At 49.6% G+C, this 12,910-nt stretch carries 11 protein-coding genes; 7 read left to right on the plus strand and 4 right to left on the minus strand.

All coding sequences use genetic code 11. The features are described 5' to 3' along the window. Window positions 1–161: 161 nt before the first annotated feature. Complete coding sequence (pknB, locus tag NXS99_RS07425) at window positions 162–2,396, minus strand: Stk1 family PASTA domain-containing Ser/Thr kinase (protein ID WP_259288034.1); 2,235 nt, start codon at window positions 2,394–2,396, stop codon at window positions 162–164. 74 nt (window positions 2,397–2,470) lie between these two features. Between pknB and NXS99_RS07430 the strand changes: the two genes are divergently transcribed. Continuing rightward, window positions 2,471–2,839, plus strand: a complete 369-nt coding sequence (locus NXS99_RS07430) for an Rv2175c family DNA-binding protein (protein ID WP_396124834.1) — start codon at window positions 2,471–2,473, stop codon at window positions 2,837–2,839. 171 nt (window positions 2,840–3,010) lie between these two features. Here NXS99_RS07430 and NXS99_RS07435 read toward each other — a convergent pair whose 3' ends face one another. The 3 genes from NXS99_RS07435 to NXS99_RS07445 form a co-directional block, all read right to left on the minus strand. After that, complete coding sequence (locus NXS99_RS07435; protein ID WP_396124839.1) at window positions 3,011–4,516, minus strand: alpha-(1->6)-mannopyranosyltransferase A; 1,506 nt, start codon at window positions 4,514–4,516, stop codon at window positions 3,011–3,013. A gap of 5 nt (window positions 4,517–4,521) precedes the next feature. Beyond that, complete coding sequence (locus NXS99_RS07440; protein ID WP_396124840.1) at window positions 4,522–5,559, minus strand: polyprenyl synthetase family protein; 1,038 nt, start codon at window positions 5,557–5,559, stop codon at window positions 4,522–4,524. Window positions 5,560–5,748: 189 nt separating this feature from the next. After that, window positions 5,749–6,303 carry a GNAT family N-acetyltransferase gene (locus tag NXS99_RS07445; protein WP_259288037.1) on the minus strand — a complete coding sequence of 185 codons (555 nt, stop codon included), beginning with the start codon at window positions 6,301–6,303 and terminating at the stop codon, window positions 5,749–5,751. Window positions 6,304–6,453: 150 nt separating this feature from the next. Here NXS99_RS07445 and NXS99_RS07450 point away from each other — a divergent pair, with 150 nt between their 5' ends. The 6 genes from NXS99_RS07450 to NXS99_RS07475 all read left to right on the plus strand — a co-directional run bounded on the left by NXS99_RS07450 (window position 6,454) and on the right by NXS99_RS07475 (window position 12,780). Next, entirely contained in the window at window positions 6,454–6,906 is a 453-nt protein-coding gene (locus NXS99_RS07450; RefSeq protein WP_259288038.1) for a hypothetical protein, read from the plus strand. 271 nt (window positions 6,907–7,177) lie between these two features. Beyond that, complete coding sequence (locus NXS99_RS07455; protein WP_259288039.1) at window positions 7,178–7,567, plus strand: DUF3040 domain-containing protein; 390 nt, start codon at window positions 7,178–7,180, stop codon at window positions 7,565–7,567. Window positions 7,568–8,271: 704 nt separating this feature from the next. Further along, the gene (gene mraZ / locus NXS99_RS07460; protein WP_259288040.1) at window positions 8,272–8,703 is read left to right on the plus strand and encodes a division/cell wall cluster transcriptional repressor MraZ; all 432 of its coding nucleotides are present in this window, start codon (window positions 8,272–8,274) and stop codon (window positions 8,701–8,703) included. A gap of 225 nt (window positions 8,704–8,928) precedes the next feature. Continuing rightward, window positions 8,929–9,954: a 16S rRNA (cytosine(1402)-N(4))-methyltransferase RsmH gene (gene rsmH, locus NXS99_RS07465; protein ID WP_396124841.1), complete on the plus strand. Its 1,026-nt coding sequence runs from the start codon at window positions 8,929–8,931 to the stop codon at window positions 9,952–9,954. Window positions 9,955–9,957: 3 nt separating this feature from the next. Then, complete coding sequence (locus NXS99_RS07470; RefSeq protein ID WP_259288041.1) at window positions 9,958–10,650, plus strand: hypothetical protein; 693 nt, start codon at window positions 9,958–9,960, stop codon at window positions 10,648–10,650. Window positions 10,651–10,971: 321 nt separating this feature from the next. Continuing rightward, window positions 10,972–12,780 (plus strand): peptidoglycan D,D-transpeptidase FtsI family protein, encoded by a 1,809-nt coding sequence (locus NXS99_RS07475; RefSeq protein ID WP_396124842.1) that lies wholly within the window; start codon window positions 10,972–10,974, stop codon window positions 12,778–12,780. Window positions 12,781–12,910 lie beyond the last annotated feature (130 nt).

Consider the following 12,910-nt stretch of genomic DNA (forward strand, 5'->3'; position numbering starts at 1 on the left):
ACACGTCAGGAAGATTTTCTCTAATAACAAGACCTGCACTGATTTCTCATACCAGTGCAGGTCTTAGATGTTGTTCACGAGCTCAAGTCTTAAGCAGATCAGCTATTACTGCGAACATTGATGATAGCACCTGCGTTGTGCAGGCAGTGATCACCAAACGCTTAGAACGTGCTTAATGAAACTGTTGTGCCAGCTTGTCGACTACTAAGGAACGAAGGCGATTGATACAACACGGTATCTTCTGGTTTCGCCTCTTTATCCTCAACTTTGACCTTAAAACCTGCATCCTGCAGCATCTGAGTTGCCTCATCAACTCGTTGTCCAATCACATTTGGAACATGAACTTTATTCACTAACTCCAACGTCACCTTCGTGCGATCAGCATCAATAAGCGTGCCAGGTGCAGGCGTGAGCGTGTAGATTTCATCAGCACGCTGACCTGTTGCAGATTTGTCATCAGTACGCTTCACTGTCGCCAATTGAATACCTGCTTGCGCTAAAGTCTCACGTGCTTGCTGCTCAGTGAGGCCTGTTACATCTGGAACTTCTTTGGCCGTTGAAACACGCAGAACAATATCGGCACCAAATGGTAATTCAGTACCTGCATCTGGTTGTGAGTTAATTGCATGATCTTGTTGCACATTGCCGTCGAAAAGCTTTTCGACGCTGACCTTAAAACCTGCATCTTCAAGAATTTGTCGTGCCTTGTCAGCCGGTAAATTATAGACGCTTGGAACCTGCACAGGCGCCGGGCCAAGTGAATAAAATACCGTGACCGCGGATTGAGTCAGTACCTCAGTGCCAACCGGTGGCTCAACGCGCGCAATTTGGCCCTCTTCCACATCATTGGAATATTCGGCTGGGCCAACGTTCATAACCAAGGTGTGGTCTGCCAGTAGTTGATCGTAGTGCTCAATTGCGTGAAAATCCGGCACCACCGGCTTTCCTAAGGAAACCATCACACTGACAGATTGCCCTAATGCGGCTCGCTCTCCTGAACTAGGCTGAGTATCAATGACTACATCGGGCGGCAGCTCATCGTGATACTGTTCGACAACTGCAGGTTGAAATCCTGCGGCTTCTAACGATGCCACTGCCGCAGTTCGTTCAAGGCCAAGTACTTGTGGGACTTCGCCGTATCGCCCAGATCCAAACCACCATGCCGCAACGAGGACTGCGCCGGTGCACAATGCAACGAAAAACAGCCACAGAGCCAGCCCTAAGCGATTGGAATTGCGTACAGGTGCCTGAGTGATGGTTTGTGGGGTTCGAGCGCTTAACGACGCCTGCGGCGATAGGTGAGGGGGCGCAGGTGCAGGTGGTTGTGGTGGATATGTTGGTTCGTATCTTTCAGCACGCGGGAATACACTTGTGCTCTCCGTGCTCGGGAACACGCTTGTGCTGTCACTGCCGACAAACTTTTCTGTGACTGGAGTTGATGCAATCATGCTGGTTGCGTCAATAGCAGTGGTAAACATCTCGGTTGGCGATTCACCAGTGTTTGGAGCCACATGTGCAGCACGTGCCGCAGCTGAATGTACAGGTAGCGGAATCTGATAACTTCCAAGCGCTAGGGCAGCGGCGATATCGTCAAGTGCGGCTAAAAATTCACCAGCATCTTCAAACCGCAGCTGTGGGTTACGATTACAGGCATTTGCCACCAATTCGTCGACAAGCGGTGGGATGCCGGCAACGAAATTACTTGGTGCAGGAACATCCATGCTCAAGCGCTGGCGGGCATGCTCTAATGGGGTGTTTCCGGAAAAAGGAGTACCACCGGTGAGCAATTCGAATAACAAAATGCCAGCAGAATACACATCACTTGCTGGGGTGATGACATCATCGCGGGCTTGTTCTGGGGAAAGGTATTTTACCGTGCCAATAATTTGTGAAGATTGGTTGTGATCAGCGCGTGCGCCGCGAACTAAGCCGAAATCGGAAAGTTTAATTTGGCGGCTGGCAGAAATCAGCACATTATCAGGTTTAATATCGCGGTGTACCATGCCGGCTTCATGCACGGCTGCTAATCCCTGCAAAATCTGGCGCATCACTTCAACCGCACCTGCAACTGGCAATGGGCCTTGTTCTGCTAATAATTCACGCAGCGTTCCGCCGGTGATCAGCTCCATGATTAAAAAGACTTCATCGCCTTGCGCGGAGAAATCATAGACATCAATTAAATTTGGATGTCGTAAGTTCGCTAATGAGCGCGCTTCACGGCGAAATCGCTGCTGAAACACAGGGTCTTGCTGATATTGCTCAGTCATGACTTTTGCTGCCACTAATCTGCCAAGTCGAAGATCAACACAGCGGTAGACATACGACATGCCGCCGCGGGCGATTGTGGCTTCGACGCGGTAGCGATTTTCTAAAAGATAACCGTTGGAAAGCTGCATACTTACCAGTATGACTGAAAAAATATGTTCGCGTCAGCTACGCACCACGAAAAAGTCTTGCTATGTTTGCATATGTGAGTTCACAACAAGTACCAGTATCTATTTTGCCCGCTGACACTGAACTGCTCAGTGTCCCTGAATATGCAGAGCGTCTTGGCGTTCCTGTGACCCGAGTGTTCGACCTTTTGGGCGAGCACAAACTGATCTGTGTCTATGCTGAAGGCAAAAAACGCATTCCAGCAAATTTCCTGTCAGTCAAAGGCACAACGAATAAGTTTGTCCCAGGCGTAATTGCTGTCTTAAGCGATGGCGGCTATACCGATGAAGAAATCTTTAGGTTCTTGTTCACCGAAGATGATTCCTTGCCGGGGCGACCAATTGATGCACTTCACGGCCATCTCGCGCGCGAAGTGATGCGTCGCGCACAGGCAATGGGATTGTAAAGGTCGACTGAAGATTCAAGACGCGGGTGCACAACATGGTGGTGTGCACCCGCGTACGTGTGCGGTATTGCTTGACGACGCGCCGCCGGTCACACTTTGTTGCGTGGCAATATAGCAGGAGGATCGCGTTGCTTGAGTAGTATTGTGCTGCAATGACCGCACAGGTTGGTATTAGTAGCTGCTCAAACTTTGCGTTTCACTATTCTGCTTGGTCGCAGTGTCGTGTCGTGAACGAAGAATCTGTTGGATCGAAACATCCTGTAATATCCAGGTCGCCGCGAACCAGCTCGCAACTCCGGCAATACTCATCCACACGGGGTTATAGAGTTGATGGTTCCCCGAACCGGTAAAAGCACTTGCCACCACAATCGAGCCAATAATAATGACATATGCCCAGCGTCGTGAAAGCGGGAATAGCCCTAATAACACAAACACACTTGCGTAATACCAAGGCAGTGTGACGGCATTAAAGCTAAACATCACCATGTACATCACTGCCATGCCAAGCATTGGTTGGGTGCGCAAGAACCACCACGAACTTACAAAACCCACCAGCATGATTACTGATGCGCTTACACGAGTGATTGCAAGTATCTCGTTATAAGGAAACGGAGTAAAAAACAAACTTCCAAAACTTGCCAGCGTATCTGCAATCAGTGACGGTACCGAAAGAGGATTAATCACCTTTGAATTGCCCGTTAATGCAGCAATCCAGCCCCATGTGCTGCCAGAAAGCTTGGTGATGATCCATAAGGTCACAACAGTGGTGATTGCACCTAAGAAGCCGGACACACACCAGCGTCGAAAAGCTTCACTGCGGGTAGAAGCCTTATACACATAAATCCAAATCACAAATGGCAAGCAAAACGCGGCGGTTGCCTTCAGCGCCATACCTACCGCAATCAGCCCAATGCCTGCGAGTACCATGAGCAGCCGTTCCGCGCGCACAATGAGCAACAAGCCAAGACATACCAGCGCCACCATCAATGCCTCATTATGCATCCCACCAACCAAGTGAATGATCATCACCGGATTCGCCACACCAATCCAAAGCGCCCATCGCGGATCCAGCCCCAATTCACTTGCAAGTTTTGGGACAAGCAGTATGATTGCGACAAATCCTGCAACCGCGAGGAGCTTAAAGATATATGTGCCAACGAGCACATGATCGCCGCTTATCGACGTGACGATCTTTCCCAACCACAAATGCAACGGCCCATAGGGAGTAGTTGTGGTGCGCCAATCGTGTGAAACCTCAAACAACACTGCATTCGGATTCAATGCGGCTGCCTGGGTATACGGGTCGAAACCATCGCGCAGTAGGGTGCCTTGCATGAGGTAGGAATACACATCCCGCGACATTATTGGGCCAGCGAATACTAGCGGCACAATCCAAATGAACAAGATGCGTTGTAGCTCAGCGGCCGTAATATGCGCGCGTCCTAAGATCGCCCAGGCCACAATCAAGCAGATGGTGCCAATCCATAAGGTCACATTGGAAAAAGCAGCACCATGACCGAAGGACAAAAACTCCCACCCGAGAAGGTCAAGTACACCACCACGCCGCTGAAACGCACCACCGCCGAAAGAACCCAACAACATGGCACACGTGGCAATCAGCCCTAGACGCAGTGCGCGGGTTGCATGGGGCTGGTCATGTTCACGAATAGCAAGCATACGCATTAGTACTTCCGCTTCGTGGCACGATGCGCTAGGTAGTTCAGCAATTCACGCGCATGCTCTGGAATTTTCATTGCCTCTAATTGGCGCAACCCAGAAGTGGTTAATTCCTGGATTTTTGCCTCCATTGCATCTTCAGCACCTGTTTTCCGAATCAGTTCAGTTAATTCGGCAATCTCGTTGCTGACACTCACATTGCCTACACGTTCACGAATCACAGATGCAGTATGCGCATCAGCCAAGGAAAGAGCAGTCGCCAGCAAGACAGTACGCTTGCCTTCACGTAAATCATCACCTGCTGGTTTGCCTGTGATAGCAGGATCGCCAAACACACCAAGCTGATCATCACGAAGTTGGAATGCTAAACCAATATCGGTACCAAAATTGCGCAACTGTTGAATGAGCGTGGCGTCACCACCGCCGAGAGCTGCACCAATATGCAAAGGGCGCTCAATAGTATAGGCAGCAGTCTTGAAACGATTGACAGTATGCGCCAACACGGGATCTTCATTGCCGGAAGCCTCATTGGTAATATCGAGCAATTGTCCACCAATGACCTCAGTGCGCATTCGCTGCCATGCTGGGAGGACTCTCTGCAACGCGGCACTATCAATACCGGAATTATGCAACATATCATCTGCCCAAACCATGGCAAGATCACCAATTAAAATTGCAACCGACACACCAAAATGCGAACTTACACCTGTCCATTTCGCGTTGGTATGCACGGATTCAGCCACACGATGCACAGTAGGTTGGCCGCGCCGGGTATCAGAGGAATCGATAATATCGTCATGAATTAACGCGCATGCTTGAATGAACTCCAGCGATGAAGCTGCACGCAACACAGCTTCGTCATGTTCGCCGGAAGGATTGGTAGCTAGATAACCAGCCCAGGTAAACAACGGTCGAATACGCTTGCCGCCACCAAGCACATAACTTTCGAGCATCTCGACGGCACGACTCACCGGTGTTCCAATGGCAGCGATCGGTTCACGTTGCTCGGTAAAAAAATCTTGCAAGTTGCGTTCTACCTGCACGATGATGTCCTCTAACGGGAGGGTATATCCAAGCTGTGCCACTGTGTGCATCCTTAAGCGTTGCGAAAATACGGACGTGTACGTACGTCACGGAAGCCGATATGTGAATGTTATTGTAGATGACTTTTCAATCCAACAAGTTATACCAATCTACACGTTTACACGCGAGTCTTTTGTGATGGCGAATGTTTAGCCCAATGTGTTGTCACGATACAGAAGTGCAAAGGCACGTGAATCGCCATGAAAATGGAAGTCGCGTAAAAGATCCTGAAAACCTAATTTTCGGTAAAGACGAAACGCTCCATTTGCTTCATTTGCCACCTCTGGGGTGGAAAGCACAGTATAGGGGCTATTCGCTTCTTGCATAATTGCGGTGCATAAGGCTGTGCCAATGCCTTGTCCTTGCGCACGTGGGTGAACATGAATCTCAGATAAATAAAACTGATGTTTCATCACGTGCGATAGTGCAAGATCTTGCTGTTGCATGCGTAGTCCACGTTGTACTTCTCTATGCCACCATTGTTCTGGCCGGCCGTGATACCCATAGGTGACACCAAGGAGTTGGTGGTCGTCGTGGGCAATAAAACACCGAAAATTGCGTTCTCGAACTGCGCTGCGCCATCCAATGACGCGTTGTTGTTTCATTTTGGGCGCATAGTTCATCGCAGCAATATAGAGTTCGACAAACTGCGGTGCAAGCGCGCTGAATTCAGGTGCGCCTAAAGATTGGATATGCAAGGTCACATTCTTTATGCAATCACGTTGTTGAGTGTTTGCCAAGTGTATTACCTCTTGACATGTTCGAACATCTGTTCTAAATTGATGTTCAAGGGGGAACAGTGGCTGCGTATTCTTTTGAAATCGAAGCCACAAGAATAAGAAAGGAGCTGACTGATGAACGTAGTAGTCTCAGCATCTACGCGGTTTGGGGGACTGCACATGACGTCATATGCCAAAGGGGATCGAAAGGCTGCACGTTCGTGGCATAGTGTAGAGTTTTCGCTTGCAGAAGCGGACGACTATTTGCGTCAAGGTCGATTCGATCTCGCTCTCGAATCATCATACCGAGCATTTTTGCGCTTGGCCGGTATGTGGCTGGATGTCCAAGGTGTTGCGAAAGCACGATCAGCGCGTGTCAATATTATCGATCAGCTTCGCCACGCTGGGGTATCCGGTCAAGACTGGGCTGAACGAATCGGGCAATATTCACGATTGCGTTCACGCGTGATGGCTGGGTATGACCCACTCTTTTTCCAAGATGCTGCTCGCGCAGTGTATGCGTTGGCGCTAGAACTGCGTGAAAGTATACAGATTGGATCTTTGTCAGATACAGAATCTGCAGCATAGGTCCTGAGGTATCCATCTATAATGGTGCATTGCTTGGTGCTTGGGAGTGTGAATTATGAAACCGCACTTCTTGGGATTTCCTAAAATTGCAAACGATAGGAGAGCACCCTTGGTATGGTGAAACTTAAGGATACTGACAAGCAAAGAGGAAAATTTTTATCGGGAGGGAACTTTCCTATTACCCTTGTCGTTATATCTAGTGAATCATACAATTTTATTGTGAAGCCTCACGCGCTCAGCAATATACCACTTATATAAAAGGGGAGACATTGTGGCACTTTCCGAGTATGAACAGCGATTGCTTCGTGAAATCGAACAGTCATTGTTAGCGGATGACCCACAGTTCGGTGCTACTGTACAAGAAGTTACAGAGGATCGACCACAAGGGTTGCTAACCTTGCGAGGTGTTGCAATAATCACCGTTGGCCTGGTCCTGCTGGTGGCAGGTGTTGCATTGAGTCAGATTTCTCTTGCATTTGTGGCTGTGAGTGTCCTCGGATTCTTGGTGATGGTTGCAGCTGGTGTCTGGATGCTGCGTGCTTCTCATGATGCACCGATGAAAGCCGCCGCTGGTGGTCGCGTGCGGCAAGAAAAACGTGGAAAAGGTGGCGGTTTCGGTGATCGCCTAGAGGATAATTTCAAGAATAGGTTCTCAAACTAATTACATATTCTGCTTGGAAAAGGCTCATACATCAAAGCGATGTATGAGCCTTTTGCTTGCTTAACTTGGATGCGCGTCGTTGTGTGTGAGTGAGAAGTAGCTGGAACCGGTGGTAGATGTGTCGCAAGTACTGGGCAAATCTGAATGTGATGGGAATGGAGATTGCTCACGCCGAGAGAGGGGGAATGTGACACCGTATGCATCCACGCTAGCGTTTGCGCACCATTACTGAGATATGTGTTGCGCTGTAATCGGAGTTGTTGGAACGATCACGGCTGTTGAGTGCCTCGTCGAGCAAGAATATAAGTACCGAAGATCTATGTTTCTAAAATTCCCCACTTTCCCCCACCTTTATATGCAAGGGGAGTGGAGTAATTGATTATTTGCCTAGTGTACGCCGTATATCTGTGAATAAAGGGAAGCAAGTGATACTTGAATATGCGTGTGAAAAGCATATAAGGGGCAGGGCGGGGGCAAAAAACTTTGATATTTGATCGTGTGTATGAATCCTCCCCACTTTTATTTTAGCTGGTCAGGACTGCAATATTAGAAATCTCTGAGAAAAATTTTGTGTTGCTATGTTGTTGGTGGGGCAAAGTGGGGTATTGTGGTGGACAAGGAACATGTCTGTGGGTGGTCGTGAAAACGCGGGTGCTCATTGGTTCCGTCAGTGTTGTCAGTAATGGAAGGTGGGTGCTTTCAAGATGTTTCTTGGCACGTACACTCCAAAACTTGACGACAAAGGTCGACTGACACTTCCAGCAAAATTCCGTGAGGAACTTGCTGGAGGCTTGATGGTCACCAAAGGGCAGGATCACTCCTTGGCGGTGTATCCCAAAGATGAGTTTGTTCGACGCGCTCGCAAGGCCGCCGAAGTTTCTCGTACAAATCCTGAAGCACGTGCGTTCATTCGTAATCTTGCTGCAAGTGCGGATGAACAACGCCCTGACGGTCAAGGCCGCATTACGCTGTCACTTGCGCATAGAGACTATGCCGGATTGACGAAAGAATGCGTGGTTATTGGCTCGATGGACTTTTTGGAAATTTGGGACGCGCAATCATGGGCGAAATATCAAGAAGAAACTGAAGCTGCATTTGCTGCGGCGAATGATGACATCTTGGGTGGCCTGCTCTAACTCACACAATGGAGTGTGCGTATGAACTCCGTTATTGTGCGTGCGACAACAATCATCGCGTTCTGGTGTACTTCCCCGATATCAGAGCAGCATGAGGGAATCCGCGCATGGTAACGGAGCTCTATGCACATTGCAAGATGTTCATTAACTGATAACCTGCAGCACGCTTGGCTTAATACCAGCTGATTACAGGGCGTGTTTCAACAAATTTTCTTGGGGGCTTCCGTGGCAGACAAAGCGCAGTTGCAAGCTGATTTGCGTGCCAATCACGGGCACGTACCAGTTATGCGCGCGCGAGTGACACAATTGCTTGCCGAAGCTGTGACCGCTGCAGGCGAACATGCTGTGATTATCGACGGCACCTTGGGTGCAGGTGGACATTCTGAGTATTTCCTCACGCAGTTTCCCCTCGCAACAGTTATTGGTTTGGACCGCGATACCCATGCACTTGGCCAGGCGCGTGCACGACTGGAAAAATTCGGCGATCGTTTTGTGGGGTTACACTGCCGTTTTGATCAGTATCTGCCGGTTCTTGAACAAACTGCAGCTGCAGGCAATCAGGCTTGTCAGCGGTATCTTGACTATGGCTTAACCGGCGCTCTGTTCGACCTTGGCGTTTCATCAATGCAGTTGGATCAGCCAGAGCGTGGCTTCGCCTACAGCATTGATGCTCCGCTTGATATGCGTATGAATGATGCCGAAGGTCTTACAGCGGCGGATATTTTGAATACCTACTCTCATGGTGAACTCGCCAAAGTGCTCAAAAACTATGGTGATGAGCGTTTCGCTGGGAAAATCGCATCAGCTGTGATCAAAGAACGCGAACGTGAGCCGTTTACCACCTCGCAACGATTCGTCGAATTGCTGTATGCCACTATTCCTGCTGCTGCACGCCGCACCGGTGGACACCCAGCGAAGCGAAGCTTTCAGGCATTACGCATCGAAGTGAATCGCGAGCTTGAGGCGATTGAGCAGGTTGTGCCGCGTATCGCAGATGCATTACATCCTGGTGGACGTGCGGTGTTTATGGCCTACCAATCTTTAGAAGACAAGATTGTCAAGCGCATATTTGCCGACTTAACCACTTCTAAAACTCCTCCTGGGTTACCAGTGGATCTTCCTGAGTTTGCTGCCAAATTCAGTCTGGTAACTCGTGGTGCTGAAAAAGCCACTGAAGACGAAATAGCAGAAAATCCACGTTCGGCCTCTGTGCGAGTTCGAGCAATTGAAGCAAAGAAAGTAGCGCAATAGGTCATGAGTGCAACTACCACCGAGTTTCACACCCGGCGACCTAGTTCACCTGAAGAATCGAACAGGCGTCGAACGCTTACTCGTAGCGCAGTTTCTGTTGCCACGGTGCAACCTGCCGAGCCGAAAATTGCTCCACCGGAACGTTCCGTGCGCCCTGCAAAGCGCCGGTTCGCACGTCAATTGGGGTCGCAGCAAGTTATTGTCCATCGTGGCAGGCGTGTTGAGCGCCCACAAGTAGACACTTCCAGGCGAAATCATGCGATCATGTTGATTCTCGCCGTGGTGTTTGGCGCGTGGATGAGCTTGTATTATTCCGGTCTTGCGACGGAAAATGCGTTCAAGATTGATGAACTGCGTGGGCAAGAGATCATTCTGCACAATCAGCTAGAAACCTTGCGTCGAGATTTGGAAAATGCCTCGTCGACAGCAGAGATTGCGCGTCAAGCACAAGAGATGGGCATGGTCATTCCAAATCAAACCGGTGTTCTGGCGCGCCTGGCCGATGGTAGTATCCAGGAAATTCGGCCAGCTGGCGAAGGTACTCGTCCGATTATTGATGTCAATGGCCAAAAAATTCAGCCAAACGTGGCAACAAGTGACCCGAAAGCCACCGCAGAAGTGGTATCCTCGCTGAATGCAACTCCACAATTGGAGGTCACGACGCCACGTCTAGCGCCGTATATCAATGCCAATTAGGTAAAGGTCGAATAAGCAGTGAAGCAACCACGTTCCCGAAGCCCGAGGAGAGATTCTGATGACCCTCGGGCCTTTCGACGTGGCCAAAGTAAAAAACAGCAGCGGCGCGAAGCGCTCAATGCAGATGCATTCGATCCGCGAAATCCACGAAGCTCGCGAGATTCTCGAGCATCGCGCGGATTATCGCCAGCACTTGGCGTCAGCGGCAACCGTTCAAACCCGGATCAATCTTTGCCAGCACCAGCGAAAACGTCAAGGAAGAAACTTGATCGTTTTGGTTTGCTAAAAGTAGCAGTGCTTGGCATGACTGGTGTGATTGCGATGCGCATGGCATGGTTTGAGATTGCCATTCAGCCAAAATTTGCTGAGCAAGCTGCCGAACAGCGTACGCGAGTATTCGTCGATCCGGCACGCCGTGGTGAGATTCGAGATCGACAAGGCCGTCCAATTGCATACACGATGCAAGCACGATCGCTGACAGTATCGCCCAATGTGTTACGCCGAGAACTCCAGCAAGAATTTTTCAACAGTCTGCTATATTCCAGCGAAGGGGAGTCGTTAACCCCTGAGCAACGAGAAAAACTTGCAGCGCGCAAAGTCGATGAAGAACTGATCCGGTATGCCTCGGAGATCCCGAATATCATTGGCAGCACCGGAGCTTCGACTGATGGCATTGATTCGGCAGAGGTATTAGAAAAGCTGCGTTCGGATGCCAGCTATGCAGTTTTGGTGCGCAATGTCGATCCTGATATTGCTGCTGATATTGCGCGTGAATATTATGGGATCGCTTCAGACCATCAAGATCTGCGCCAGTATCCAAATGGTGCCATCGGTGCAAACGTGATTGGCAAAATTAGCCAAGATGGTCAAGGCCAATTCGGATTTGAGGCTTCGAACGATTCCTTACTTTCTGGTATCAATGGTCGGTCGACCATTGATGTGTCACGCATTGGCAGCGTCATTCCTGGTACGCAACGCGATAAAATCCCTGCGATTAATGGTGCTGCGGTGACTCTCACCCTGGATCTGGATTTACAAACCTTTGTCCAGCAACAACTCGAGCAGGCAAAAGCTAATTCTTTGGCGAAATCTGCGTCTGCAGTTGTATTGGATGTTGAAACTGGCGAAGTGCTGGCCATGGCAAACACCGATACCATCGATCCAACTGGTGATATTCAAGCACAGTTAGATCAGGGGAAAGACTTTGGTAATTCCACCATTTCTGCACCATTTGAACCAGGTTCGGTAGCAAAGATTATTACTGCCGCTGGTGTGATTGAAGACAATCTGGCAACACCTGATGAAGTTCTCACCGTGCCAGGTTCGATTGACATGTCAGGTGTGAATGTTCGTGATGCATGGGCCCACGGACCTGTGCCATACACCACCACCGGTATCTTTGGTAAGTCTTCGAACGTTGGTACCTTGATGTTGGCACAACGCTTAGGTGAGCAGCGTTTTGATGATCTATTAACCAAATTCGGTATCGGTGAAGCAACTGGTATTGAATTGCCAAGTGAATCCCAAGGTTTGCGTCCAGAGTTTTCGCAATGGTCGGGTGGCACATTCGCAAACCTACCTATTGGGCAGGGTATGAGTTTAACCTTGCTCCAAATGGCCAGCGTGTATCAGGCATTAGCCAATGGAGGCGAACGCATTCAGCCTCGCATTATCGCCAAGGTTGAAGACGCACAAGGCACTATTATTGAACAACCTGAACCGAAGAAGATTCGCGTCGTCAAGCCTGCAACTGCACGAACTGTGATTGACATGTTCCGTGCCGTGATCCAAAAGGATCCAGCTGGTGTTCAACAAGGTACCGGTGCCGACGCTGCCATCGAGGGCTATCAGCTCAGCGGTAAGACTGGCACTGCTCAGCAGGTTGATCCAAACACTGGGGCATATTCACACTCGAATTATTGGATTACCTTTGCAGGTATTGCACCTGCTGATAATCCGAAGTTTGTGGTGGCCCTAATGTTAGACCGTCCACAGCGCGGTGTGCACGGTGGAGGTGGGCAAAGTGCTGCGCCTTTGTTTAAAGACATCGCAAGTTGGTTGCTTGATCGAGACAATGTGCCGTTATCGCCACCGCAAGAAGGACAATTGATTTTACAAGTGCCTGAATAACAACGCATATTCGCAGGAACGCCAATAGGTGGTGGAAGCGGTACTGTGCTGTCTAAGCTTGAAGCGTATCCTGTGATAGAGACAAGTGTTTCACCGATAACGCGGTAGAATCACAACGGCTCGTCGTGCG

Source organism: Corynebacterium sp. HS2168-gen11, from assembly GCF_024834075.1.
Taxonomy (GTDB): domain Bacteria; phylum Actinomycetota; class Actinomycetes; order Mycobacteriales; family Mycobacteriaceae; genus Corynebacterium.

What these genes read in the sequence shown, in the direction of transcription:
- pknB (WP_259288034.1), bottom strand. Translation starts at nt 2,396, where the DNA reads ATGCAGCTTTCCAACGGTTATCTTTTAGAAAATCGCTACCGCGTCGAA.
- NXS99_RS07435 (WP_396124839.1), bottom strand. Translation starts at nt 4,516, where the DNA reads ATGCTTGCTATTCGTGAACATGACCAGCCCCATGCAACCCGCGCACTG.
- NXS99_RS07450 (WP_259288038.1), top strand. Translation starts at nt 6,454, where the DNA reads ATGAACGTAGTAGTCTCAGCATCTACGCGGTTTGGGGGACTGCACATG.
- mraZ (WP_259288040.1), top strand. Translation starts at nt 8,272, where the DNA reads ATGTTTCTTGGCACGTACACTCCAAAACTTGACGACAAAGGTCGACTG.
- NXS99_RS07470 (WP_259288041.1), top strand. Translation starts at nt 9,958, where the DNA reads ATGAGTGCAACTACCACCGAGTTTCACACCCGGCGACCTAGTTCACCT.
- NXS99_RS07475 (WP_396124842.1), top strand. Translation starts at nt 10,972, where the DNA reads ATGCGCATGGCATGGTTTGAGATTGCCATTCAGCCAAAATTTGCTGAG.